Annotated in this window: 29 protein-coding genes, 1 tRNA gene and 1 pseudogene; 8 read left to right on the top strand and 23 right to left on the bottom strand. The window is 51.4% G+C overall.

What is annotated here, in order from left to right:
* Window positions 1-247 precede the first annotated feature (247 nt).
* From HMPREF1640_RS08825 to HMPREF1640_RS08915, 18 genes and pseudogenes are all read right to left on the bottom strand, one after another.
* Entirely contained in the window at window positions 248-727 is a 480-nt protein-coding gene (locus HMPREF1640_RS08825) for a hypothetical protein (RefSeq protein ID WP_156098765.1), read from the bottom strand.
* Window positions 728-1,127: 400 nt separating this feature from the next.
* Window positions 1,128-2,603 (bottom strand): hypothetical protein, encoded by a 1,476-nt coding sequence (locus HMPREF1640_RS08830; protein ID WP_231565875.1) that lies wholly within the window; start codon window positions 2,601-2,603, stop codon window positions 1,128-1,130.
* Window positions 2,604-2,617: 14 nt separating this feature from the next.
* Entirely contained in the window at window positions 2,618-3,268 is a 651-nt protein-coding gene (locus HMPREF1640_RS08835; protein WP_036893982.1) for a hypothetical protein, read from the bottom strand.
* Between the two features lie 142 nt (window positions 3,269-3,410).
* A pseudogene (locus tag HMPREF1640_RS13935) lies at window positions 3,411-3,500 on the bottom strand (hypothetical protein); the annotation flags it as partial.
* A 298-nt stretch (window positions 3,501-3,798) separates the two neighbouring features.
* Complete coding sequence (locus HMPREF1640_RS08845) at window positions 3,799-4,077, bottom strand: hypothetical protein (protein WP_036893984.1); 279 nt, start codon at window positions 4,075-4,077, stop codon at window positions 3,799-3,801.
* A complete protein-coding gene (locus HMPREF1640_RS08850) occupies window positions 4,074-4,685 on the bottom strand; it encodes a hypothetical protein (protein ID WP_036893985.1) in 612 nt (203 codons plus the stop codon). Before HMPREF1640_RS08850 ends, HMPREF1640_RS08845 begins: the two co-directional genes overlap by 4 nt.
* Window positions 4,682-5,638 (bottom strand): hypothetical protein, encoded by a 957-nt coding sequence (locus HMPREF1640_RS08855; protein WP_036893987.1) that lies wholly within the window; start codon window positions 5,636-5,638, stop codon window positions 4,682-4,684. Before HMPREF1640_RS08855 ends, HMPREF1640_RS08850 begins: the two co-directional genes overlap by 4 nt.
* Before the next feature lie 32 nt (window positions 5,639-5,670).
* Window positions 5,671-6,276: a DUF6046 domain-containing protein gene (locus HMPREF1640_RS08860; RefSeq protein ID WP_036893989.1), complete on the bottom strand. Its 606-nt coding sequence runs from the start codon at window positions 6,274-6,276 to the stop codon at window positions 5,671-5,673.
* Window position 6,277: 1 nt separating this feature from the next.
* Window positions 6,278-8,440 (bottom strand): phage tail tape measure protein, encoded by a 2,163-nt coding sequence (locus HMPREF1640_RS08865; protein ID WP_036893990.1) that lies wholly within the window; start codon window positions 8,438-8,440, stop codon window positions 6,278-6,280.
* A 371-nt stretch (window positions 8,441-8,811) separates the two neighbouring features.
* On the bottom strand, window positions 8,812-9,144 hold the full coding sequence (locus HMPREF1640_RS08875) for a hypothetical protein (protein WP_036893993.1): 333 nt from the start codon (window positions 9,142-9,144) through the stop codon (window positions 8,812-8,814).
* Between the two features lie 43 nt (window positions 9,145-9,187).
* Entirely contained in the window at window positions 9,188-9,625 is a 438-nt protein-coding gene (locus HMPREF1640_RS08880) for a hypothetical protein (RefSeq protein WP_036893995.1), read from the bottom strand.
* A gap of 2 nt (window positions 9,626-9,627) precedes the next feature.
* The gene (locus HMPREF1640_RS08885) at window positions 9,628-10,800 is read right to left on the bottom strand and encodes a DUF2586 family protein (RefSeq protein ID WP_036893997.1); all 1,173 of its coding nucleotides are present in this window, start codon (window positions 10,798-10,800) and stop codon (window positions 9,628-9,630) included.
* Window positions 10,778-11,155, bottom strand: a complete 378-nt coding sequence (locus HMPREF1640_RS08890) for a hypothetical protein (protein ID WP_036893999.1) — start codon at window positions 11,153-11,155, stop codon at window positions 10,778-10,780. The genes HMPREF1640_RS08885 and HMPREF1640_RS08890 overlap by 23 nt, the downstream gene beginning before the upstream one ends.
* 40 nt (window positions 11,156-11,195) lie before the next feature.
* The gene (locus tag HMPREF1640_RS08895) at window positions 11,196-11,582 is read right to left on the bottom strand and encodes a hypothetical protein (protein ID WP_052051779.1); all 387 of its coding nucleotides are present in this window, start codon (window positions 11,580-11,582) and stop codon (window positions 11,196-11,198) included.
* A gap of 6 nt (window positions 11,583-11,588) precedes the next feature.
* A complete protein-coding gene (locus tag HMPREF1640_RS08900; RefSeq protein ID WP_036894001.1) occupies window positions 11,589-12,056 on the bottom strand; it encodes an N-acetylmuramoyl-L-alanine amidase in 468 nt (155 codons plus the stop codon).
* Window positions 12,056-13,123, bottom strand: coding sequence for a hypothetical protein (locus HMPREF1640_RS08905; RefSeq protein ID WP_231565877.1), 1,068 nt, complete (start codon window positions 13,121-13,123; stop codon window positions 12,056-12,058). The genes HMPREF1640_RS08900 and HMPREF1640_RS08905 overlap by 1 nt, the downstream gene beginning before the upstream one ends.
* 36 nt (window positions 13,124-13,159) lie before the next feature.
* Window positions 13,160-14,137, bottom strand: a complete 978-nt coding sequence (locus HMPREF1640_RS08910; RefSeq protein WP_036894004.1) for an HK97 family phage prohead protease — start codon at window positions 14,135-14,137, stop codon at window positions 13,160-13,162.
* A gap of 102 nt (window positions 14,138-14,239) precedes the next feature.
* A tRNA-Met gene (locus HMPREF1640_RS08915) sits at window positions 14,240-14,312 on the bottom strand.
* A gap of 148 nt (window positions 14,313-14,460) precedes the next feature.
* Here HMPREF1640_RS08915 and HMPREF1640_RS08920 point away from each other — a divergent pair.
* From HMPREF1640_RS08920 to HMPREF1640_RS08945, 6 genes are all read left to right on the top strand, one after another.
* The gene (locus tag HMPREF1640_RS08920; protein WP_081935331.1) at window positions 14,461-14,931 is read left to right on the top strand and encodes a terminase; all 471 of its coding nucleotides are present in this window, start codon (window positions 14,461-14,463) and stop codon (window positions 14,929-14,931) included.
* 6 nt (window positions 14,932-14,937) lie between these two features.
* On the top strand, window positions 14,938-16,506 hold the full coding sequence (locus tag HMPREF1640_RS08925; protein ID WP_036894007.1) for a hypothetical protein: 1,569 nt from the start codon (window positions 14,938-14,940) through the stop codon (window positions 16,504-16,506).
* Window positions 16,500-16,751 (top strand): hypothetical protein, encoded by a 252-nt coding sequence (locus tag HMPREF1640_RS08930; protein ID WP_036894008.1) that lies wholly within the window; start codon window positions 16,500-16,502, stop codon window positions 16,749-16,751. The genes HMPREF1640_RS08925 and HMPREF1640_RS08930 overlap by 7 nt, the downstream gene beginning before the upstream one ends.
* Before the next feature lie 3 nt (window positions 16,752-16,754).
* A complete protein-coding gene (locus HMPREF1640_RS08935; RefSeq protein ID WP_036894009.1) occupies window positions 16,755-17,177 on the top strand; it encodes a phage protein Gp36 family protein in 423 nt (140 codons plus the stop codon).
* 41 nt (window positions 17,178-17,218) lie between these two features.
* Complete coding sequence (locus HMPREF1640_RS13735; protein ID WP_036894010.1) at window positions 17,219-18,487, top strand: DUF935 family protein; 1,269 nt, start codon at window positions 17,219-17,221, stop codon at window positions 18,485-18,487.
* 359 nt (window positions 18,488-18,846) lie between these two features.
* On the top strand, window positions 18,847-20,148 hold the full coding sequence (locus HMPREF1640_RS08945; RefSeq protein ID WP_231565880.1) for a toxin glutamine deamidase domain-containing protein: 1,302 nt from the start codon (window positions 18,847-18,849) through the stop codon (window positions 20,146-20,148).
* On the opposite strand, the gene HMPREF1640_RS13310 is transcribed toward HMPREF1640_RS08945, so the two are convergent.
* A complete protein-coding gene (locus HMPREF1640_RS13310; protein WP_156098767.1) occupies window positions 20,086-20,370 on the bottom strand; it encodes a hypothetical protein in 285 nt (94 codons plus the stop codon). The two genes, HMPREF1640_RS08945 and HMPREF1640_RS13310, sit on opposite strands and share 63 nt — an antisense overlap.
* Before the next feature lie 34 nt (window positions 20,371-20,404).
* Here HMPREF1640_RS13310 and HMPREF1640_RS08950 point away from each other — a divergent pair, with 34 nt between their 5' ends.
* Window positions 20,405-20,872, top strand: coding sequence for a phage virion morphogenesis protein (locus tag HMPREF1640_RS08950; protein WP_036894011.1), 468 nt, complete (start codon window positions 20,405-20,407; stop codon window positions 20,870-20,872).
* A complete protein-coding gene (locus HMPREF1640_RS08955; RefSeq protein WP_036894013.1) occupies window positions 20,869-21,354 on the top strand; it encodes a hypothetical protein in 486 nt (161 codons plus the stop codon). Before HMPREF1640_RS08950 ends, HMPREF1640_RS08955 begins: the two co-directional genes overlap by 4 nt.
* A gap of 42 nt (window positions 21,355-21,396) precedes the next feature.
* On the opposite strand, the gene HMPREF1640_RS12850 is transcribed toward HMPREF1640_RS08955, so the two are convergent.
* The 4 genes from HMPREF1640_RS12850 to HMPREF1640_RS08965 form a co-directional block, all read right to left on the bottom strand.
* On the bottom strand, window positions 21,397-21,630 hold the full coding sequence (locus tag HMPREF1640_RS12850; protein WP_081935329.1) for a hypothetical protein: 234 nt from the start codon (window positions 21,628-21,630) through the stop codon (window positions 21,397-21,399).
* An 87-nt stretch (window positions 21,631-21,717) separates the two neighbouring features.
* A complete protein-coding gene (locus HMPREF1640_RS08960; protein ID WP_036894014.1) occupies window positions 21,718-22,383 on the bottom strand; it encodes a DUF3164 family protein in 666 nt (221 codons plus the stop codon).
* Window positions 22,384-22,416: 33 nt separating this feature from the next.
* A complete protein-coding gene (locus HMPREF1640_RS13315) occupies window positions 22,417-22,593 on the bottom strand; it encodes a hypothetical protein (RefSeq protein WP_156098768.1) in 177 nt (58 codons plus the stop codon).
* The gene (locus tag HMPREF1640_RS08965) at window positions 22,586-22,858 is read right to left on the bottom strand and encodes a hypothetical protein (RefSeq protein ID WP_036894016.1); all 273 of its coding nucleotides are present in this window, start codon (window positions 22,856-22,858) and stop codon (window positions 22,586-22,588) included. The genes HMPREF1640_RS13315 and HMPREF1640_RS08965 overlap by 8 nt, the downstream gene beginning before the upstream one ends.

Consider the following 22,858-nt stretch of genomic DNA (forward strand, 5'->3'; position numbering starts at 1 on the left):
TTCCCGTCGTTGCGCTTTGACGGTTCTACTTTCACGGCTTGCAGATGTATTTCCCTGCTCAAAATAGCATCTATGGGATATTTTGAGCCTGTAAGCCCACCATTACCCTTTTTGTCTACCTCTTTCCAGTCTTTCACATCTAACTTTCTTAATAAATTCACGCTGTTGCAGTGATACATAAACCCTAACCTTGAAGCAAGCATAAGGCGTATTTCTTTCGATATATGCCCTTTCTTGCGCAATGCAGCTACCGTTTTCTACACGGTGCCTTTTTATTGCGCTTACGCGCCAAACAATAGCCGTGTCGTGTAACGCAGCCCACAAAGTCTATACCCCGACTTTCCACAGGGAAAATCTGATAATTGCTTTTGATGTGCAGCAGGCGGTCGTTCTCTAAATAGTCGTTAATGTATATTTGAACACCGTTTAAGTAGCGTTTATCAGCGGCCAGTATCTGCATTATAGCCCACTGTACCACACGGTCGCGGTATGGTAGCTTGTATATTTCTCGGCGTTTCAGTTCGTACTTGATAAACACGCTGTATTTGCCAGTAGTGTAGGTATGTTTCAACAACTCCTGCCGTATCTGGTAAATGTTAGCCTGCAAATCAGCTCCAAACCGTTGCACCTCCTTGCGGTTGCGCTTCCCTTTTGAAGCGTTCACGTGTGCCAAATATGGATTTTCAAGCGTACAGATGTCGCCAAATAAATAACCTATTCTTTTCATTGTTTCTGCTTTGCATAGTCGGGAACTTTCGAGGCGGTCGCCCGTCCTACCAATACCCTTTTTGACTTGATATTTTTTGCCCAGTGGCAAGGCTTGTCCCATAATAGCATATTTCTTTTGCAAAGTATAGAGGCGACGAGTTATTCGCATTCGTAGTCGTGGCTGCATTATAAGCATTCGCAGCCGACGCGCCTGCATTCGTGCCATTGTTCGCAGAACCGCCAGCAGCACGAACCCGAAGCCCGCCGCGGGGGACTCCACCTACTGTTATTAGATACAGCAAAACTTATTTTTTGACGAAAAAAACGCCCGCCTGACAGCGGGGTGTAATAGCCCCGCCGCAGGTATATTCACTGTTAGCGCAAAATGTCAAAGAACTATTTTTTCGTGTCGCATTCGGTTACGCTTCAACTATCGGGTCTGCCTCAAAATAGCAGAGAGGCGACGAGCAAACCGCAAGCGTAGCCGCGGCCGCATTATAAGCACTCGCAGCCGACGCACCCGCATTCGTGCCATCGCCCGCAGAACCGCCAGCAGCACGAACCCGAAGCCCTTTACTGGTCTTTGCATTAGTCCAGAAGTAGTCGGCGTAATTCGTAGAAGCAGATGCGCCCACTTCGGTAGGCATACAACATAGACCGTTATAGCTCTTACGCTTGATGTAGCCATCTGTTTGCGGACATTCTGCAACCTTAGTTTTACCCTCTATGGTAGTAGGGTCGAAAGGTGCATACATTGAACGCGAAATGTACACTTCGCTTTTATCTCCCGCGTTCATAATCATACCACGCACCCATCGCCATAGGTTGCCATAGTTAGCGTGTACGAGGCCAAAGAACACAGGTATGTTAAAGGTCTTGTAGGTCGAGCCGTCAGACGCAGGCAGGTTATATGGAACGAGGCACACGCCGTCGCCAGCTTCAAGTCCTACTTTTGTAGGGACAACAGGATAATAGCCGTTGTAACCTGCCCAGTCTGGCATATCGGTTACGCCAATGCCGAAGCCGCCCTGATACAACCCGTTTGTGTCCTTTTCTGCAACGAATGCAGCCTGCGTGTTGGTCGTTCCCATAATGATTTCAATAAGGAACTCCGCAACGAACTGCGCAACAAACCAGTTAGCTTCCCAGCCCTCACCACGTTTGCGGGCATAAGTGCCGAAATTGGTTGTGCTTATCTGTGTGGCAGGCATTCCAAGCATAGACACCTGTGCAGCCTCTGCGGCAGGCGATTTGGCACAGCTGGCTTTATTGAGCGCAGAACCTGCACCGCCTCTGAATTGCTCCGCTTCGCTGATTACCGAGCACAGCTTCGTATTTGTTCTGTCCATAACACCTGCACCCAGCCACGATGTACCGCCAGCAGGAATGCGCGCGCTCACGCCGTTACCGATTGGCTTGTCAAATGTAATGGCCTTTACAAGCGTGCCGCCCTCTGTGAAGATGTTAGCGATAAAGCTGTTCCAGCACCACATACACTGCCCCTGTGTTCCGTCGAGGGCTGCGGGACTTCCGTCTGCGTACTTTGTGCTGTCCGTCGGGTCGAGCTTACGCTTCTTACGGTCGTCTGTTACAAGGTAACGGCCAAGACCGAGTTTTGCAGGCAATTCACGCAATGCCTGAAGGCTTCCGTAGTAGCCTGCTGCGGTAGGGGTGGAATTGGCAGTGTTCCAATATCGCCCAGCAATAGGGTTTGCCGCTCGCTCTACTGCGGTGGCCAGCTCCATACGGTGCGTTTCGCCCGTTTCGTCCATGACTTCGATGCGCATATCTTTTAATGCGCCTTTGGCTTCGGCAAGGTCGTTAATACGCTTGCCGTTCTGGAATGCCGCCAATACGGCGAGCAGTCCCTTTTCTTGTTCTGATGTCAATGCCATAAATATATAAATGATTAAGTTAAACGTATATTACCCGAATTATCCAGCCGTACGCTGTCGCCTGCAAGCCTGATGCGCGGCGGCACTACGGCAATGGTCAGCGTCTTATATACGCTTGTGTTGGCAGTGGCAATGACCTGCACAGTGCCTGCGCCCTCCTTTAACGGTACGATATGCCCGTCGGGGGTAAGCGACACGATGCTATTGTCGCCGATAAACAGCAGAGAGCCAAAGCCGAATGCAGGCAGTGCGCGTGCCTCAATTTTCGGGCGTGCCGTGTTTCCAAGCGTAATACTGTCGGGGCAGTATGATATTTCCAATTTCGTAGGCTGCTGAACATTCTGCGAACTAAGCAGATTAACCAGTTTTTCAACCATTGCACGGGTGGCATTACTCTTTTGTGTTTCTGCCGTTGCGGCTTTGGTGGCAGCGTCCACGCCTGCCAGTCGCTTGTCTACGTCCGCCGTTATCTCTGCGACGTTGGTGTCAAGAAACAACGCCAGTGCATTGCGCACACTGCCGCAGCACTCTATAAGGTCTACGAACAGGCTGCCCACCATTTCTGCCGTTACGCTTTTCGTTATCACAGCGTCGCGTATGGTTTCAGCCCTTTTTCTAAGCTCTGCGGTTTCTATTGCCGCAACTCTGTTTTCTGTCAAATTCATTATGCAAACACGTCGTTAAATTGATTAGTAAACAACCGTACAAGGGTCTGGCCGCTTTCTGATACGACCGCCTCGCCGTTAGCTATCTGCTTCTGCACCTGTTTTATCTTGTCCACCACAACGCCGTCAGTAGTGGCCACAGCTACGCCCATAGTGCCGTTTGCCGCGCTGCGTATGCTATCGACAGACCATACCACTGAACCGTTGATAAGTTCCGTGCGCCAGTCGCGCCCGAACGGTGGCAGTATGATGTCGCGCAGGCGGCTGCCCGTTGCTTCCAACAGGTCGGCCGTGTCCTGCTGGCTTATATCCGTGGCAGGTACGATGCCACGCAACTGATATGCTTTCTGTACCTTTGCGTCTACGGTGTCCTCAAGCTCCCATTCGAGCACCTGCCCATCTTGCAGCCTGTCGGTTATGCAGATATTGTTACGCTCTGCCAGCGCGAAGACGCCAGTCGCGCCACCGAGCACCTGCACGGCTATGTCTATTAGGCTTTGCCTGTCTTTTACCATTACCTGCATAATGTGCTATCTTATATTTATCACGCCGTCAGCGTCTACCTGTATAGTATGCACGTCTACGCCCACGGCTTTAATCATTTTCTTTGTTTCTGTCGGCCAGAACACGTCCCGCGTGCCACCGATATGCTGGCGTACCTCTGCGCCTATGAGCGGCAATTCCTTGAACTCCCCACGGGCAGCCATTAGCACGCATTCAATGACTTGCCCCTCGCAGTTATCGACGGCAGCCGTTTTGTGCTCCACGAGCAGGTCGCCCGTCTTGTTATCTGTCAGTAGTCCTTTCATTGCTTTACCTTTTCATTTTCATAGTCGCCACGCTTTGATAGCTGCAAGGATTTGCCAGCCCACGAGTTTACGCCAGCTTTCAGTGCGCTGCCGCCGTCCTGTGGAACTGGTGTCCAGCCAGCCAGTGCCTTTTTCAAAGCATTTATATCTTTCTCTATAATGTTCAGGCGTGTGGTAACGTCTTCAACCTTGACCAGTCCGCCCAGTTCGCCACCATTCATAACGATGCCGTCGCCGTTCAGCTCTACGCTGATGCTGTCCGCCATATTGATGCGCACACCCTGCTCGTCCAGAACCGCCCGCGCTGTGTCCTCACTGATAACCACCTCGATGCTTTCCACGTCGTCAGTCAGCAGAACTGCGCCCGCCATACCGTCAGACAGGAAGCCTACGATGACAAAGCTGCCCACGCGCGGAAATTGCACCACGCCGAATTTTGCCTGCTGGTTTGCCTGTAAGTTCACGCCCAGAATAGGTGCGTCTTCATTCAGCGGGTCGCAGTCGCAAGTGCGTGCCGTCTTATCCACGGCCGTAACCATACAGGCGACACAGCCGACGGGTGCCGCACCCTGCTGCACTATTCTTTGTATTATTTCCTGCGTGTTCATTCTGCCACCCTTTGCCCTAATGTTATGTCCTGACGATAGCCGCCAGTGCTGTATTTAATCACGTTCTTTTTTATCTGATAGACACCCATAGGCGTGTCGTCTATCTTGATGCCTACCGCGTCGAGCTTATCTGCGAGTTTGTAGCCGAATGTGGTTAGGTTTCCTTTCAAGCCGTCGCGCTTTAAGCGTTTCACTTCCTGCTCCGCCCACGCCTTTAACTCACTTTCTTTCTTGTTGTATGTGTGTATGGTGCGGCGTTCGCCGTCAGCGTCGCCGACTTCAACCTTTATTTTTTTATTGTTCGGCATAAGGCTGACCGCCTTAATGCACAGGCGCATACTGTCTGCCTTTTGTTGTTCGAGGCTGTCGTCGCTAATGATATTTATGCCTGTGGCGAAAACCTGCGAAATGGTTGCCGATGTTTTAAATAGAACGCCTGCATATAAAACAGGCTTCCCGTCTTCGTACTTGAAAAAAGACCTGATGCCGTTTTGTTGCAGCTTGCCCAGCATACTGGCCACCGTGTCGGAAGTTACGCGGTACTGTCCGAGGTGCTGTTCGCCCATTACCTTAATTGTGTAACCGATGTTCTGGTCTTTCAGCAGCTGTTCAAGTGTCGCGTTCTTGTATGCCTTTTTCTGTGCAGGTAGCTGTTTAAGTTTGTACATTTCGTCTTCACAGTCCACGACAATAGGCGTTTTGAAGCCCACCTCCCTGACGTAGCCGACAAAGGCCAGTTCTAAGTTGTCGTCGTAGCCCAGCCACACTTTAACACCGTCGCCCCGCTGCAATGGTACGCGGCTTTCGCCGTCCCACTTCAACTTTTTAGGCAGCGTGATTTTGCAGGTATCTGTCAGCCTTTCTGTGTCGCGGGTTATCTCTACTTCCGTAACATAGTCAAGCTGCCATTTTTTCGCGCCTGTAAATTCTATTTTTGCACAAAGTCTGTACATTGTTTAACTACCTTTTGAATGGTTATCAAATGCTATTTATAATCGGTACCGTACACGTTATAATCGCCGTCGCTTATCATTGAAATTTCAATAGGCTGGTAATTGCTTTCTGTCCTTTGGCTGGCAGAAAAGCTGCTAATTACTACCTTACTGATGTCGAACAGCTCCAAGAATGCGGAATGCACATAAATAGGCTCGTCCGCGTTGAAAAAGTCGTGCAGCTGCGTTATACCCTCCGACGGGTATTTATCGACAATAAGGCCGTTTTCTACTGCCTGAACACCTACCAGCACGTTAATGGAATAGTCGCCGTCGCCGATGTATTCTTTCACGCTGCCAGCCATACCCACAAGGTTTGTTTTAATGATATTCTTGCTTTTGGCTATGGCTGCGATTGCGTCGTTCATCACCAGTTCTTCGCCGCTTTCCTTTCTGAACGTCAGCTCGCACAGGGCGTAACGGTCTGCCCACGCACTTTTGTCCGTGTAAGGGCTTGCGACGTTCTGCGCCTGAATGGTTGCCCCGTCGCCGTTCCAGTCGGGCGATGCCGCAGTTCTGGCAGGGGAGAACCTGTACAGTACGCCTTTCAACTGCTGTGCCGCGCTGGCGGCCACGAATTTGAAACTAATAGGTAACATTTCAGTCCGTTGCTAAATTAGTGTCATTCAACGCCGACAGCAGGGCTTCTGCTACTACGTCTTTAATACGTTCTGCACCCTCTTTCATATTTGCCGTATGTATTTCAATACGTTCTACCAGTCTGTCTACGTTAATGGTTATATTCTTTATCTTGCTTCCGCTTTCACTGCTGCTGTCGCCGCTTTTGTCGTGCTTCTTCGATTTGGTGTTTCCTGCCGTGCCGCCCGTTACGTCGGGAACTTTCGGCTGTGCCACAACAGGAACTACCGCAGAAGGCTGTGCCTTTGCCTTTTTCTTGCTGACGTTCTTTTTTTCGCCCGCCTTGATTTCGGCGTTATACGCTTCGCTGAATGCCTGCCCGACCTTTTTGCCAAAGTCGCTGTAAGTTCCTTTGAGCCTGTCCAGTGCCGCAGATATTCCGCCAGCGTCCAACTTGAAAGCTGCTTTAATCAGGTCGCCGACAGCTCCAAATGTCTGCTTTGCCAGTAAACCGATGCCAGTAAACACCGTTTTGAACGCAGCCCATAAGCCTTTGAGTACCGCGCGGAATTTTACAGATGTATTCCAGAAATACACGCCCAGCGCAATAAGCGCAGCTATGGCAGCAGCCACCCAACCGATAATAGGGATATTCATAATCGCCACGCCAACGGCACGGCAAGCTGTTACAGCCGACAGCTTGAACGCAGAGAATGAAGCAGATGCAATACCCGCAAATGTTGCGGAAGCTCCGCCAGTGGTAACGAGTGAAAGCAGGAATGTTCCCAGTGCCTTGATGCCCTGCAATATCCCGACAGTACCAAACCGTAGCACGGCAAGCGTAGCGCGTGCAATGTTCAGCATAAAACCATTTGAAGCAAATTGCCCCGTTATCAGTTCACGGTTCATAAAAGCCATTTGCAGACGCGATGCGAAAACAAAACGCTGAATGCGCGACCACATACTTGCCCACTGCAAGCCTTTGACAGATGCCATTACGCTGCCTACGCCCTGAATTAGCGGCATAAGCTGCGAAAGGGGTACAAGTGCAGAGGTTAGCGTACCCACCCAGATAGACAGGTCGCCTGTGGCTTGAAAGATAGATATTTTCATATCTTTAAAACGCTGCTGCACGCGTGCCTGACGTTCTGCGTAGCTGTCCATTACTACGGCTGCCTGTTCCTCTGCGCTTTTCGTGCCTGTTATCTGGTCTTGAAAAGCCTTTATTTGGTCGCTGCCCTGTACCAGTGCGCGGGCGGCGTTGGCATTCTCCATACCAAACAACTTGCTGAACAGTGCGGAGTCTTTCATTATAGGCTTCAGCATATCGAGGCGTTCTTTCAGCGTCAGACTTTTGTCGCCCAGTTTTAGCACGTTAATGCCTGCCGCTTCCAGAGCTTCGCGCGTGTCCTTTGGCAAGAACCGCCCCTGCCCCAATATGGCCAGCGTGTTGCGCAGAGCCACACCGCCCTCGCTGCCTTTCTTACCTGCCTTGTCCAGCACCTGTATGGCGGCGTTTGTTTCTTCAAAGCTGACATTGGCCGACTTTGCCGCCATACCGCACTGTTCGAGGGCTGCCTTAATGGCTGGAAGTTCCGCACTACCTGCCTGCCCAGCCGCCGCCATTACGTTCATCATATCGGCCATTTTACGGCTGGCTTCCAATGGGTCGTCCAATGAAACTCCGTACTGGTTCATTGCCGTGGTAAGAACTTCGGCGGCTGCCACGCCGTCATTGCCCATTAGCTTGCTGGTGGTCTGTATGGAGGTACCCATGGCTTTGAGAGCTTCGGGGCATTTAGCCAGTTCGGGCGTGAGCTGTGACAAAAGCAGTTTGTAACCCTCCACCGCAACGCCTGCGTCCGTACCGAATGCCTGCGCACTCTCTCTGGCGTAGCCCTCTATTTCTTTCAGACCTTTACCCGTGACGCCAGCCACGGCAGAGAGGTCGTGCATTTGGCTGTCCAGCGTTATGCCTGCCGTTGAAAGTGATTGAATGGTCGAGTCGAATTTTGACATATAAGACGATGCAAGGTCGAACACGGCAAACTTTCCAGCCAATTTCGTAACGGTAGACATAGCTCCGTCGACAGACGCGGAAAATCTGCCTGTCGCACTGGTTATGTTGTTTATTTCGGCGGAATAATTACCGCCTACGTTAAAATTGTACTGAAAATTTTGCATATCCGACTTTTTTTACTTATACTTGCACCGTGTTAAATGCAACAGAATGGAAAGTGTTTTAATTTTTATAGGACAAGCGCTTACCGCATTCATATATATAGGGATGTTGTTGTTACCTCTATATGTATCATTGCTGCTTATTCGTGCCTTTGTTCACGATTTCTTTTCAAGAAACAAGCGCGCCAGTAAGTCTGCCTGATTTTTCAATCGTATTTCTTCAAGCCATAGAGCCTGCGCATACCACCAAGCGAAGTCTTCGTCGCTGCCTGCCGTTGGGTCAATGTGTAGGTTTGAGCGAATAAGGGCACAGGCTTTGACAAACCCGTCTTTATCCTCTTTCCCCTCCACGTCAACCTCAAGCAGGTGCGACGTTATAAGTTTTTTACGCGACCCGTCGCACTGGTAAGCAACACATTAAGCTGCTGCAAGCAGGTAAGGAACAGCACGCTGTCCTGTCTAAGCGGTTCGCTTCCACCGAGCCAGCAGCCGTCGAACAGCGTTTTACCGCTCTTAACTTCGTCTGTCTTCGACAACTTCGTAACGGCGGCCATAATGTCGATAGACGGGCGGCGGAAATATCCCTTGTGCAGGTCGTCGCCGTCCTCCACTTCGATACAGAAGACCTTACCGTGCTGCTTTTTCCACTGTTCTACGTTTTCAGCGGTAACACCGCCGTTAAACTCCTTGTATGCGTCTTTATCCATATTTATAAACTGTTTAATGGGTTGTTAAATGCTGTTTAACTGTTTATTTTGCCCAGTCGATATTTGACAAAAGCAGGTCAAGTTCCACGGTCTTGCCCGTGTCGCCCTCTTTCCAGCCGCGCTTGTTGTTCTTGAACATACAGTTACGCAGCTTGTCGGTTTTCACGATGCCGCTGTCTGGCATATATGTTACATTGATATCGAAAGGTGCAATATCCTGCAAACGCCCGTTCACGCTCTGCGCCTGTATGGCTTCCACTTCCTCTTGATAAAGCGTGATTTTGGCGGTAGGCTTAATGCGCCCCTTACCATAGCCGACAGGGTAGCGGCCTGCGCCGTACTTGACTTCGACCTCTTGGTCGTCGCTGTATTCTATCGCTACTATTCCAGTAACGGGCACGCCCGCGATAGTAGTAACGATGTCTGCCCAGTCATACAGTTTCCCGTTAATGAAAGGGACTCCGTTGTTTATTACTTCCATTGCTATACTGTTTTAACGTAACCGATTTTCACTCTGATTTTACGCGCCACGGCCACAGCCACGTTTTTGATAACGATTTCTACCTCCGAGGTGCTGCCCACGTTCTGCTCAGGGTCGATTTCGGCAGAATATCCGCTAAGTTCCCCTGCCTTTTCCATTTCCTCTAAGGCGATGTTTGCCGTGCTCTGCAAATGCTCCACGGTGTAGGGCTGCATTTTGCCCGTAACGGGGTCGATATAGACGTTGCCGCCCAGTTCTGGCGTAACATACACGCGAATGCCACGCACGGCCTTGTCCATAGTGCGCACGTTCTCAATGGCGGCATAGTCGCTTGTGGGCAAGTCCATATTATGGCTGTCGTTCCAGTAGCTGCCAGCGATGCCAACGTGGGTAATAAGGAAGCAATAACGGCCAGTGTCCAGCTTCGCGAGCTCTGCCTTGTCGATGTCGCGCACAAGCACGCCGTCCGATAAAGCAGGCTGGCTGATGCCTGACGGGAACTTCTTAACCCACGCTATGCACTGATGCACGGCGGCAAGCGACATGGTGGCAAGCATTACGCCCACAGCCGACACGCTGGCACGCGTGCTGTTGTCTGTATGGGCGAACAATGCCGCACCAGTTCCGCCACCGTCCTGCGCAATGCAGACGCTTACACGGCTTTGTCCAGCCGCAAGGTTGGCGGGCAGCTTCTTGTAGTCTGCCACTTTGGGCGCGTAGACCACCGAAAGGGGGGCGTTTTCTTCGTCCAGACTGTCGGCCACATTTTGAATGGCTACAATGTTCTGCGGGGTTAGGGCGGTCGTTCCGTCCCAAATACCAATCTGCCTAATTTCGCCCAGTGCATAGTGCTGCATGGTCTTGATTTCGGCAAACGTGTGCGTGTCTGGTTTCGCGAAGATGCCCAGATAAAGGGTAATGCCCTTGTTTACGCGGAAGATTTCGGAAAGCTGGTAATGCAGCACCCTGATAGACCACGCAGCCTTTGCGTCGGCTGTAATGCCCAGCTGCTCTGCCTTGTCAATGGTAGAAACGCCCTGCACGGGGGCTGTCTTAAAAGCCTCTGGCACTTCGGTAGACAACAGGTAAGCGACAAGGCCGCTAACATGGTCTTTGCCTGCCACGCTTTTAGGAACGTTGCCGTTCTGTCTGTTAATGGTTAGACCTGTACTCATTTCTTTTTCGTTTAATGTAAATTGTAACTGTGGCCGCTGCACCGAGCAGGACGGACAATAACCCGCATACCAGATAGCTGTCCGTGGCGGGCTTTTGTCGTTTCTTTACCTGTAAGGTACTGGCCGTTTTGCTATGTTCGGCGGCTTTTCTCGCTGTGCTGACCTCTGCCGCCTGCGCCGTCTTCTGACGTTCCCGCGCGCAGTCCGTTGTTCTTACCTGTCTGCGCTGCCTAATGGCTGCTTTGACTGGCGGCAAGCCCGTGGCACTGTCGGCAGGCTGTGTGGTGTCAAAGATAACGGCTTGCATATCGAAGCTGCTGGCCTGTTGCATTACGCGTTCAAGCTCTGCGTCCATACGGGCATATAGCAGGCTGTCGCGCTGCGTCTGCTGGCTGCTACTTAACGCAGTCGCTGTCGTCTGTTCCAGCGTCGCAGTTTTCGTACTTCCGCAACTGACGAGAAACAGGGCAATTGTCAGCATAGCTGCAAGACGGTATTTTCTCAACCGCTTTTCTAAATTTATCCACATCACGGCGTAAACTGTTGATTTCTTTTTTCAGCGGTGTAACGATGCTTTCGACAAGAATGTCGTTTGCCTTGCGCACGTTGTCCAGCTCGCTGTTTTTAACGCCAGCGAGCTTGTTCTGTACCTCTGCACGCAGGCCGTCTATTTCTGCCTTATACTTCGCGGCTTGCAGTCGGCTGCCCACCCACGCGCCAATCGGCGCACTAAGGGCGGAAGCGAAAGAAGACACGATAAGCGTTGTTACTTCGCTGTCCATTCATTTTTACTGTCTTATACCAATACTTTGAAGCCACGCAGGAACGTCGAAAGACGGGCAAGCCTTTGCCCCGTTCAGCTGCCTGTGGCCAATTATCTTTATGTTAGGGTGCTTTGCGTGGAAGTCGAGGACATAGCGTTCCAGAGCGTCTTTCTGCGCCTGTGTGCGGGTGTCTTCGGGTGTCTTTCCGTCTGCTGCGCAGCCACCAGCATAGACGATATGCCTGCTTACGCTGTTATAGCCTGCTGCGCCGTTGGTTACTTCCCAGTCGTCCACCCATTCGTCCTCGTTGTTCCTTACGAGCCGTTCAATGCGCCCGTCAAGGTGTACAAGGTCGGTATATCCTACCTGCTTCCAGCCTCTGCCGTCGGGCGGGGGCGAAGTGTGCCACCGCCTAATATCGGCGGCGGACACCTCACGACCTGCCCGTGTGGCAGTGCAGTGTATCACTAAGTATTTAAGCCGCTTTTCCATTAGGCAGTAGCACTGACGATAGCAGCACGGGTGCAATTCGCTTTAAGCGGCAAGGCAATGCCGTATTTGCGGAAGTTCACGAGGTTGCGATGATACAAAGGGTCGTTCTTCGCTTCGCTGTGGTAGAACTTCACAGAGCCGTTGGCTTTCATCATACTGCCGACGTGGAACGCCACGGAAGCCTGCTGTTCTGTACCTGCTGGCGTTTTGCCGAATGCAAGTTTTTTAAGCGTGCTAACAGTGTAGAACGGGCAGTTGTTGTATTCGTAAATATCGAAGCCGTACAGGCGTGTGATTTTGCCCTCGGTGTCGTTGATGTTGTAGTGCTCCGCATAGTTCTTGCTGGTTTCGAGCAGGTCATTGCTATGGTCTGGACACAACACGAGCACACGACCCTCCTGCGGCATGCCCATTAAGTCGCACTGGCGTTTCAGTTCGACAAGGTCGGCTGGTACCATTTTCTTGCGGCCGCCGACAGCTTCGCCCGTGGTAACGAAAACAGGGGTTTTCTTTGCCACGTTCGAGTCGGGCGCATAGGCGTGCAATGCCTTTTGGTACGTCGCCTCTTTAAGCGATTCGCGGTGGCGTTCCTGAACACTCCCCATTTTGTCGTAACTGAGGGCGTGCAGTTCGTCGTCTGTTACTGGCGTTGCCTCTGTGTCGAACTTGTCGAGGCTGACGGGCTTGTCTGCGTCTTCCAGTGTCTGAATGTTAAGCGGGTAGGTGGTGTTGTTGATTAACACTTTCGGGTCGCCGCCCAGCTCTGCAAAGTGGATAACGTCATTTTCCACATACTGGTCATACGAGCGCACGCGGTCAAACCAGCTTACGGCCGTCGGGGGTGTACGGAATGCCTTAATCATCTCGCCCGTCCACACCTCTACCAACACGCCAGAGCGCAAGGCCGACTTTGGGAAAGATGCGCCCACGATAAGCGCAACGGCATTCGCCACGATTGCACCGACAAGCGAAGAACCGCCGAAAGCTAAGACACTGACGGCTGCACCTACGACGCTGTTAAAACACAAAGCGCAGAGCAGTAGAAGCAAAGCACTTTTCTTTGTCATTTTCTTGTTTTCCATTATCCTTAAAAAGTTTGTTAGTTATTCTTTGATTACAGGGCACTCAATGCCATACTCCCGCTTATACAGGCGCGCATACTCTTTGGGGTTGTCCTTGCGAAGCTCGAGCAGCTTGTCTTCTGGCACGTCCGACAGCTTCGCATACTCCTGCTTGCCTGTTGGCTGTTGCTTGCCTGCGTTGTCGTTCGACAAGTCCAGCATGTCGGTAGGTTTGCGGGCGGGCTGCATAAGGTTCAATGTTTCCGTAAGGCTCTGGAGGCCTGCCGCCTTGCCCAGATTGATGAAATGGTCGCGCTTGTCGGCCGTGATACGTCGGTCGGCAATGGCTGCGTCCACGGCTGCCGTTACATTGGCAAGCTGCAAGGTCTCTACCTGTTCCGCCTTTTTGTTCAGGTTTACGATTGCGTCGTGTACCTGTTCCTCGGTTGCCGTTTCGGGAAGTCCGAGAATAAGCAATGTTTCTTTTTTCATTTTTGTTTGTTGAATTATGTTTGAATTTACCGAATTGTCGGTGTTTGACAGCTCCAGCAGGGGCAGCAAGGGCGACGCTTCGCCTGCTGACAGTTCCAGAAGTTTTCCACTGTTCATTAGCTTCAATGCGTCGTCATTGCTGCCGATGTCCACAATGCTGACCTCTAAGAGCTTGCCACGCGTAACGGTGGCACGGCTTTGCCCTTGTATAAGGTGCCGTGGGTCGGTACTGGTTTCCAGTATGTCGACAGACGCGCTGCACATATTCAAAAAACCTTTGTCCCATTTGTTTGCGATTTTCTTTGCAAAGTCGTCCTCAAGGTCGAAAACTGGAGTGCCAATCAAGCGGTCGCCGTCGATGCGCAGGTTTTCCATGCGACCGATAGGCGCGCTGTTGTCGCCGTAACGCCTGTGCATCCATAGAAGCACAGGGTTTTTCTGATATTGTGTCGTGTCCAGTCCGTCGGTCAGCACACGGCTGCCGTAGCTGTTCAGTCCACTGGTATTTATCACCACTTCTTTTGCCATTGTTCTTTGTTGTTTTTTGTTTGTTTGAAAAGTGGCGGGCTTCACAGCAGGCCACTTGTAAACAATCTATTAACCTTAACTAATACATGAAAAAACTTTGAGTTGCGGCGGCAGGACTCGAACCTGCGACTTCGGGGGAATGAACCCCGCGAGCTGCCAGCTGCTCTACGCCGCGATGTTTCCGACGCAAAATTGCAGTATTTCTTTGCTCCCTGCAAAAGCAGTGTAAAAACCTTACACTCTTTTTTCACGGACGGCCGTTTTTGCCCACCTTTGCAGTGTCTTAACATCACAATAACCATATAACAGTAAACTTATGAATGATTAGTAAGAAAGAACTCGAAGACCGACGAGAGTACGCACGCCTGCTGTATATGCAAGGCGACCAGCAGAAGTTAATAGCGGAAAAAGTGGGCGTGTCGCCCCAGACGGTAACAAAATGGGTCAATGCAGGCGGCTGGCAGGAACAGCGCGCGGCAAAGAACATCACGCGCCCTGAACTGGTAAACAAGCTCCTGCGAACAATAGACAAGATGATCGACAGCGTAGAGGTGTCAGAAAATCCAGACGTGGCAAACGGATTGGGCGACAAGCTGGCGAAGATTGCCGCCACCATTGAGAAACTGGATAAAAAAGCAAGCGTGGTAGACGCTATCGAGGTGTTTATGGCATTTGGTAAATGGCTTCAATTTCAGGCGCAGTTCGACGAAAGCATTACGCCAGAACTGATGAAAAAGATAATGAAGTACCAAGACCAGTACATCAACTATTTAATGCAAAACAAGCTAATGTAAAAAGCTATGCCAAATTACGACAAACTTACGCTGAAAGAAGCCGTCCTGCAATGGAGGGCGCACTGCGAGGCTGTCGAGGAAGCAACAACGACAAACGCGCACGAAACAGAGAAGCAGAAAAAAGAACGTATCAAACACCTGCTATCTGATTACGGCGCGTTTGTCGATTATTATTTCCCACACTACACCAGCAACCCGCAGACAGGAAAGCAGACACCCTGCGCGCCATTCCAGATTAAGGCGGCAAAGCAGATTAAAGCCGACAAGAACCTGAAAGCCGTATATAAGTGGCACAGAGGCGCGGCGAAGTCCACCCACATAGATATTTTTATACCTATGTGGCTGAAAGCGCAGATATATGGCGGTGCGGAGCTTCGCCAGTTTTGGGTTATGGTGCTGGTCGGAAAAAGCGAGGACAACGCGAAAACACTGCTTGCCGACTTGCAGGCGGAGTTACAGTATAACAAACGCTACATAAATGACTTTGGACAGCAGCACAATAATGGAACGTGGGAAGACGGCTCGTTCGTTACTAAGGACGGCACGGCATTCTTTGCCCGCGGCCGTGGACAGTCGCCGCGTGGTCTGCGCTATCGAAGCCACCGACCCGACTACATTGTCATAGACGACCTCGACGACGACGAACTCTGCCAAAGCCCTGCCCGTGTTACCAAACTGACCGATTGGGTAAAGGAGGCACTATTCGGCGCGCTGGACGGCGGACGCGGCCGTTTTATCATGGTGGGTAACTTGATAGCGAAAAACAGCGTGCTGGCCAACGTGTGTGCCATTAAAAGCGTCAAGGTGTCGCAGGTCAATATACTGGACGCAAAAGGTAATGTGTCGTGGGCTGCGAAGTGGACGCGGCAGGAAGTGCAGGCGATTGAGGACTTCACGGGCTACCGTTCGTTTCAGCGCGAATATATGAATAACCCTATCGTCGACGGGGCTGTGTTCCGCGCCGACTGGATAAGGTGGGCTAAACGCCCAGCGTGGCGCGACTTTACCGAAATAGTGCTGTACATAGACCCGTCGTGGAAGTCAAGCCAAAAGAACGACTACAAGGCGGCGAAGCTGTGGGGAAAGACAAAGAAAACGCAGCTGTGGCACTTGCGGGCATTCGTCAGACAAGCCACGGTGGCGGAAATGGTGCGCTGGTGCTATGACCTGTACGAATGGGCAGGAAAGACGGGCATAGCGATAAAATACTATATGGAGGCCAACTTCATACAGGACGCTTTGCTGGACGACTTCACTACCGAGGGCGTGCTGCGTGGCTATCAGATGCCTATCGTGGGGGACAAACGCAAGAAACCCGACAAGTTCCTGCGCATTGAAAGCATTGCGCCCCTGTGGGAACGTGGTTTTGTCTTCTACGATGACAGCCAGAAAGACGACCCTGACATGCTGGCGGGCATAGACCAAACGCTCGCATTCCAAAAGGGAATGAGAGGACACGACGACGCACCCGACGCAGACGAAAGCGCAATATCTATTTTGCAGAAGCATTCAAAGATAACAAGTTTCACACCGTCGTTCGGCAAGCGGACGACCGCAAAAAACGTAACATGGTAAAGATTAAGAAGTTTATTCAAGTATGCCTGTTTGAATGGCGTAAAAAGCGTGCCATTCGCAAGGCGCAGCGCAGTGCCGATTTGCACCGCCGCAAGTTTTTGGTGTCGGTATGGGGCGGCAAGCCCGTGGTTATATCTATGCAGGGAGTGCGCAAGCTGGTACGTCAGCACCGCTTCGCAAAAGGCTTTACAGCCGAAAAGGCGCGCAAACTGGCTATTTTCGAGGCGTGCCCAAAATCACGGTAAGCAATGTTTTTGGATATAGACGATTACAAGGCTGTATGCGATATGTACGAGATAGAGGCACTGCAAGCTGACGCAGACATGCGGGAACGTGCAGAACGTGCAGCCATTGAGGAAATAAGCAGCTACACACGCCACCGCTATGATATGAGCCGTGCGTTCCGAGCAAGGGGCGAAGACCGCAACCCTATGCTGGTGCAGTGCTGCGTTAATATCTGCCTGTGGCTAATGGTACACCGCCTGCCCGACAGCATGGGGCACGAACGGCGCGAACGCCTGTACAACGACAGCGTTAAGTGGCTGAAAGACATACAGGCAAGCAATGCAAGCCCAGACCTGCCGACCTACGTTTCCGAAGACGGAAAGGAAACAGACCTGAACAACCCCGTCAGATATGGAAGCCAGCCACCTACACGCCCGACGTGGTAAACGATTAAACAGTGTTAAACACCCGATTAAACAGCATTCAAATGGATATTTTACAGAGAATAAAAAGTGCGTACAGCACACTGTCTGGCAACAGGGTATATACGCAGACAGATATGCAGCGCGTCGTCAGCCTGATGCGAAGCGATAAAGGGCGCAGGCTGACCGCCGAGCTGATGCGACAGACCGACACGCTTACAAAAAAGGACGTGGGTATGTGGCGCGCGGCGTGGCAGCTGGCCATTAACGTGGACAACCCACAGCGCACACGCCTTTACGACATTTACACCGACAACTTAATCGACCTGCATTTGCAGGGCGCAATTAACCAGCGCAAGGGTATGACAAAGCGTTGCGAGTTCAGACTGGTAAAGGCCGACGGAAAAGAAGACAAAAAGGCTACCGATATACTGCGGCAGGAATGGTTCAGCGACTATTGCGACTATGTGTTGGATGCGCGATTTTGGGGGCACAGCCTTATACAGTTCGGCGATACCATTAAGACTGCCGAGGGCTTGAAGTTCAGCGGCGTGGAACTTGTACCGCGTAAGCACGTCTGCCCTGAGCACGGCGTACTGCTGCGCACCGTGGGCGACGACTGGCGCAATGGCATAGACTACCGGGAGGGCGAGTTTTCCCGGTGGGCGATTGAGGCGGGCAAGAAAGACGACCTCGGCCTGCTGCTGTCGTGCAGCCCGCAGTGTATCAGCAAGCGCAATATGTTAGGCTTTTGGGATATGTTCGGCGAGATTTTCGGCGCGCCTATGCGTATAGCCAAAGCCACCACCACCGACGACGGCGAACGCCGAAAGATTGAAGACGCACTCGAAAATATGGGCAATGCCTTTTGGGGGTTGTTCCCTGACGGCACCGAAATTGAGATTAAGGAAAGCAGCAGGGGCGATGCTTACAACGTCTTCGACAAGCGCATAGACCGCTGTAACTCCGAAATGTCCAAGGGCATTCTTAACCAGACTATGACCATAGACAGCGGCAGCAGCCTTTCACAGTCTGAAACACACCTCGAAGTATTCGAGAACGTGGTCGAGGACGACAAGACTATGCTTGCCTACAACATTAACGGCAAGCTGCTGCCATTTATGCAAACGCACGGCTTCAAGGTGGACGGACTGCGCTTCGAGTGGAACGACGCAGCTACGTTTTCGCCCAGCGAGCAGCGCGAAATGGAATGCGTGCTGCTGGAATACTACGAGATAGACCCGCAGTATTTCGTGGACAAATACAATGTCAATATAACGGGCGTGCGCAAGGCGAAGACGCAGCCAGACGCACTCGACGCTTTTTTCCAGTAAGCCCCGCGCAAACAGCAGAACTGCGCAACGCCTACGGGGCTTTTAACTCTGCGCTGCTGTCGCTGTACTCCGAGCCGCTGAACCTTGCGGCAGATGAATACCGACAGCCTGAATATGACAGCGCCATATTTGCCACCGCTGCCGATATGGTCTACGAGGCGGGCGGCTTCGATGCCAGCCAGCTGAAAGACCCGCGCGCCCGTGCCGTGGTCGATGAAACGATGCGCACGCTGTCCACAGCGATAGACGAGGCAGTGCCGCACGACGTGCCGCAGACGCTACGCATTGCGCTGGAAGAAAACGCATTTATCTTTTCGGGCTTTAAGACGTTCCACAGTCTGCGGGAGGTCGGTCTGTCTATGCTGGACAAGAATGGCGACGTTAAGCCGTTAGAAGCGTTCCAGAAAGACGTACAGGCCATTAACGCGAAGTATAACACCAACTACCTGCGTGCAGAATACCAGCACGCCCTCGGCAGTTCGCTTATGGCCGTGAAATGGCAGCAGCTGGCACAGAACACTAACCGCTATTTTTTGCAGTACCGAACGGCAGAGGACGAAAAGGTAAGGGAAAGCCACGCGCTGCTGAATGGCATTACCCTGCCAGCCGACGACCCGTTTTGGGATAAATACTACCCGCCTAACGGTTGGGGCTGCCGATGTCAGGCTGTACAGGTGCGACGTTCAAAATACCCGCGGAGCGACGCAGCGCAGGCAATGAAGCAGGGCGACGCAGCCACCGAGGGAGCAAAGCAGAAAATGTTTCGCTTCAACACGGGTAAGACGATGCGCCTGTTCTCAAAGCAGCACCCATATTTCAAAGCACCGCAAAAGGCAAAAGAAGTAGTCGAGGAACTGACAAAGGAACAAAGGCTCGAACAGCTACGCAAGCAGCTGCCCGACAACCTGACAGATGCCGAGAAAGACGCAAAGGCTGCCAATAACTACGAGATTGAACAGGCTTTGAAAATAAAATGCGGTAAACCCATGACAGTGGAAGAAGCAGACAAACAGCACGCAAACCCGAAACACGTTGAGAAGTTCATATTAGACCCCAAGGGGGCTTATGTGGATAAAGAGGGACGGCATTACAGAAAAAACCCCGATTACAGCGAGTCGAAAGATAAGCCGTACAACATTAACTGCCAAACCTGCACACCTGCTTATATGCTCCGCCTTATGGGCATTGATGTAACGGCTAAGGGTAACACCACAGGGTCGAAGATTGAATATCTGAGCCGTGGTTACAACAGTTGGGAAGTGTGGAAGAACGCAGACGGAACACCAGCGACCTACACGAAAATAAACGACTGGCTCACCTCTAAGAAGTACAAGCAAATGACGCAGAAACGCTGGTTAGAGTTTTTCGACGAAACTTGTAAGGAGGAGGGTGTGTATGGCCTCAGTATTGGCTTGAAGCCTGGCGGCGGACACATGACGGTATTACAACGATTTAAGGACGGAACGCTCAAATATATAGAACCACAGCACGACAACTCCGAGGGGTCAGGTCGTGAATGGGACGATATAAAAAGATTGGCAAAAGAGGGAAAAAGTACTCAGCACGGCTGCCGAGGTATCATGCGAATAGACAACAAGCTATTCAATACCGATTTCATCGAGATTTTCGACGTACATGCCGATAAAGTCAAAAACAAGTGAGTCGGAAACTTCCAGTGCCTCACCGTTCTTGAACAAATAAACAACAGGATAACCAATGGTCGCGTCAGCAGGAAATGCAAAAAGCCACGCCTTTTGCCCCTCCACGTCACCGAGGTATTTTAGTCGGTTGCCGTAGCGGTCAATGAAAGGCTGTGCCTCTTTGATTACTGCTTGTGGTATTGTTTCCTGTTTCATGCCCCAAAGATACGTTCTTTTACTCATAGTTCAATAAGTTATTAACAATAATTTCAACAATATGCAAAATATTCCAGACGGCAAACAGCTTGAAGCCAACATTCTAAAGGATATGCGTGTGGAACTTGCCGACGAGTTCGACAAGAATTTCCAGCGAAAGGCGTTTTTTACAGACAAGTGGAAAGCCCGAAAAGACAAGAACGCGCGCGGCTCTCTGCTGGTCGTGTCAGGCGCGATGCGCCGAAGCATACGCAGCGACGTGAAAGACCACGGGGTCAGCTTCACGTCGTCGCTGCCATACACCACCATACACAACGAGGGCGGAAAGGGCAGTAAGCCTGTACGACAGCACTACCGTACCAGCAAGAACGGGAAACGCTACGAGGTCAAGGCGCACAACCGTAAATTCAATATGCCAAAACGCCAGTTTATCGGCGACGGCAAGAAAACGCAGGCTATCATTAAAGACGTGATAGAAGACAACCTGCAAGCGTTCAACCTTTCACTCACTAAATTTTTGAAGCAATGAGAAAGCAAATTTATCTGAAAGTGTGCCAGCAGCTTGAACAAGTGCCTGAAATTCGCCTTGTAGGCTTCTGGAACGAGCAGCTGGCTATGGTGCAGCAGACGCGCCCGTTCGTCCTGCCTGCCGTGTTTATTGAGTTTGAGCCCTACGAGATACGCCAGCTGTCCATGCACGCACAGGAGGCAGACATTACCCTGCGCCTGCATATCCTTACAAGGGCTATGGATTTCGTAGACAACCGCGACAAGCGTATGGCGGTTGCCCTGCAATACTTCGACCTGATAGACGACGTAAACAAGGCTATGGCGACGCTGCGGGGCGACGGCTTCTCCACGTTCATGCACACCCAGTCCGCCACCAACCACAACCACGCCGAAATAATCGAAAGCATAGAGTGCTGGCAGTGCCGTGCCACCGATGCCACGGCGATGCGGCAGGCGCAAATGGCGGTGGGCGCGGGGCTGCATATCGCAGAAAAACAATAAAAACAAAAACCCCGTGCAGGTCATTTCACCGCACGGGGCTTTTCATTGGTTATCGAAGTAGTCGAACAGGGTAAGCTGCAATGCGTCTACTTTCGGCGGTGTGGTCGGTATGTTCAGGTAATTAAGATAAGTCCTGTAACACATAGGATAAATCGGGTTAATATACCTTTTCCATATCGCCTTATAACACCGCCTGTTATTGCCAGCTTCGTAGTACCTTTCTGTTATGGAGCGCAGCATTTTCGTGCGCTCTATCGTACTTTTATGGTGTTTCATAGCCTGTTTGTCCGCTTATTTAGTACCTTTGTAAACGGCTAAGTTTACGTGTGGTTTGCGGTTCCGCAGGCTGCACGCTTTTTTTGGTCAGTCGTCAGCTTCCGTTACCGACAGTGGCACGATGTGCCAGCCTTTGTCGTCCTTGAACTCTGCACGAATGAAAGTCTTTGTCGTCGAGGGCTGGTAGCTTTCTTCAATGATGCGCACACCCTCTATAAAGGTGTCGTCCTGCGTTTCCTCCGCCATTTTGCGAAGTTGCAGCACACGGCTGGCTTTCAGCGTGCCCTTCTGGTCGCGGCTCAACAGGCGCAGCACGGTATTAACCAGCATTTTGCTTTTGTCGTCCGTGGCAAGGCTTTCGATGTACTGCTTTACCATTGTGATGCCGTCCTCCACCGTATCGCGCCAGTCGTCTACGGCATTCACGCCCAGCGTCAGGCGCATACTGCCGTCGCTGTGGGTAAAGGTGTGTGTGCGCTGTGTGTCGGTCGTAAGCTGCATTACTTCCGATTTCATGCGCAGCACCTCTTTGAAGTTCTCAAACACTTTTGCCTTTACCGTCTTAATCTGTTCGGAAAGGGCGCGAAGTTCGGGCAATGCCGTGGCGATTTCGTCGTCCACCAGTTCTGCATACACTTCGCGGTTTGCTTTTCTATGCCGTGCGATGCGTTCCTTTTCCTGCTGCTTCTGGAAAGCGGCAAACGCTTCGGCTTCCGCTGTGGTCATTTCTACCACCTTTTTTTCATTTTCCATTTTATCACTTGTTTAATGGTGTTCAAACACCTGTTAATCGTCTTTTTCCAGTTCGTCCATACCATGATTGCGCCAGCCCAGCTCCGCGCTTTCGGCCTCACTCTCCGCCCATTCTGAAAGCTCTTTCATAAAGTAATAGTAGGCGGTATTGTTCAGATGCGCAAATTCTTCTTTGATGCGACCACCCAGTCGGTCTATTGCTTTACTCATACTGCGATATTTTATAAAAAACATAGTTTCTGCGGGCAGCGGTTAAGGCCATTAAGATGTCCGCCTTTGTGTCGGCTTCCGTCAGCATTGGCACACCGTTCAGGCAGATGTAGACCTCGCCGTCAAATTCGCGTACCTGTACGGCGCGGCGGCTTTCTCTGACAGCCTGCCTGCGTACTCTGTTATGCTGTCTTTCTTTCCAGTTCGCGCGATATTTGCACCACTTGCGGCAGATTGCCTGCCAAAAATCTTGTAACTTTTTCAT

It is taken from the genome of Prevotella sp. S7-1-8 (assembly GCF_000758925.1).
Classification (GTDB): domain Bacteria; phylum Bacteroidota; class Bacteroidia; order Bacteroidales; family Bacteroidaceae; genus Prevotella.

Coding starts and splice junctions, on each gene's coding strand:
- HMPREF1640_RS12850 (WP_081935329.1), bottom strand. CDS start 21,630: ATGAAACACCATAAAAGTACGATAGAGCGCACGAAAATGCTGCGCTCC.
- HMPREF1640_RS08835 (WP_036893982.1), bottom strand. CDS start 3,268: ATGAATTTGACAGAAAACAGAGTTGCGGCAATAGAAACCGCAGAGCTT.
- HMPREF1640_RS08955 (WP_036894013.1), top strand. CDS start 20,869: ATGAGAAAGCAAATTTATCTGAAAGTGTGCCAGCAGCTTGAACAAGTG.
- HMPREF1640_RS08965 (WP_036894016.1), bottom strand. CDS start 22,858: ATGAAAAAGTTACAAGATTTTTGGCAGGCAATCTGCCGCAAGTGGTGC.
- HMPREF1640_RS08855 (WP_036893987.1), bottom strand. CDS start 5,638: ATGTACAGACTTTGTGCAAAAATAGAATTTACAGGCGCGAAAAAATGG.
- HMPREF1640_RS08825 (WP_156098765.1), bottom strand. CDS start 727: ATGAAAAGAATAGGTTATTTATTTGGCGACATCTGTACGCTTGAAAAT.
- HMPREF1640_RS08930 (WP_036894008.1), top strand. CDS start 16,500: ATGGTAAAGATTAAGAAGTTTATTCAAGTATGCCTGTTTGAATGGCGT.
- HMPREF1640_RS08910 (WP_036894004.1), bottom strand. CDS start 14,137: ATGGCAAAAGAAGTGGTGATAAATACCAGTGGACTGAACAGCTACGGC.
- HMPREF1640_RS08880 (WP_036893995.1), bottom strand. CDS start 9,625: ATGGAAGTAATAAACAACGGAGTCCCTTTCATTAACGGGAAACTGTAT.
- HMPREF1640_RS08850 (WP_036893985.1), bottom strand. CDS start 4,685: ATGAACACGCAGGAAATAATACAAAGAATAGTGCAGCAGGGTGCGGCA.
- HMPREF1640_RS08860 (WP_036893989.1), bottom strand. CDS start 6,276: ATGTTACCTATTAGTTTCAAATTCGTGGCCGCCAGCGCGGCACAGCAG.
- HMPREF1640_RS08885 (WP_036893997.1), bottom strand. CDS start 10,800: ATGAGTACAGGTCTAACCATTAACAGACAGAACGGCAACGTTCCTAAA.
- HMPREF1640_RS08900 (WP_036894001.1), bottom strand. CDS start 12,056: ATGGAAAAGCGGCTTAAATACTTAGTGATACACTGCACTGCCACACGG.
- HMPREF1640_RS08905 (WP_231565877.1), bottom strand. CDS start 13,123: ATGACAAAGAAAAGTGCTTTGCTTCTACTGCTCTGCGCTTTGTGTTTT.
- HMPREF1640_RS08845 (WP_036893984.1), bottom strand. CDS start 4,077: ATGAAAGGACTACTGACAGATAACAAGACGGGCGACCTGCTCGTGGAG.
- HMPREF1640_RS08830 (WP_231565875.1), bottom strand. CDS start 2,603: ATGGCATTGACATCAGAACAAGAAAAGGGACTGCTCGCCGTATTGGCG.
- HMPREF1640_RS13735 (WP_036894010.1), top strand. CDS start 17,219: ATGGATATTTTACAGAGAATAAAAAGTGCGTACAGCACACTGTCTGGC.
- HMPREF1640_RS08945 (WP_231565880.1), top strand. CDS start 18,847: ATGCTGGACAAGAATGGCGACGTTAAGCCGTTAGAAGCGTTCCAGAAA.
- HMPREF1640_RS08865 (WP_036893990.1), bottom strand. CDS start 8,440: ATGCAAAATTTTCAGTACAATTTTAACGTAGGCGGTAATTATTCCGCC.
- HMPREF1640_RS08895 (WP_052051779.1), bottom strand. CDS start 11,582: ATGGACAGCGAAGTAACAACGCTTATCGTGTCTTCTTTCGCTTCCGCC.
- HMPREF1640_RS08925 (WP_036894007.1), top strand. CDS start 14,938: ATGCCAAATTACGACAAACTTACGCTGAAAGAAGCCGTCCTGCAATGG.
- HMPREF1640_RS08875 (WP_036893993.1), bottom strand. CDS start 9,144: ATGGATAAAGACGCATACAAGGAGTTTAACGGCGGTGTTACCGCTGAA.
- HMPREF1640_RS08890 (WP_036893999.1), bottom strand. CDS start 11,155: ATGGACGCAGAGCTTGAACGCGTAATGCAACAGGCCAGCAGCTTCGAT.
- HMPREF1640_RS08950 (WP_036894011.1), top strand. CDS start 20,405: ATGCAAAATATTCCAGACGGCAAACAGCTTGAAGCCAACATTCTAAAG.
- HMPREF1640_RS13315 (WP_156098768.1), bottom strand. CDS start 22,593: ATGAGTAAAGCAATAGACCGACTGGGTGGTCGCATCAAAGAAGAATTT.
- HMPREF1640_RS13310 (WP_156098767.1), bottom strand. CDS start 20,370: ATGAGTAAAAGAACGTATCTTTGGGGCATGAAACAGGAAACAATACCA.
- HMPREF1640_RS08960 (WP_036894014.1), bottom strand. CDS start 22,383: ATGGAAAATGAAAAAAAGGTGGTAGAAATGACCACAGCGGAAGCCGAA.
- HMPREF1640_RS08935 (WP_036894009.1), top strand. CDS start 16,755: ATGTTTTTGGATATAGACGATTACAAGGCTGTATGCGATATGTACGAG.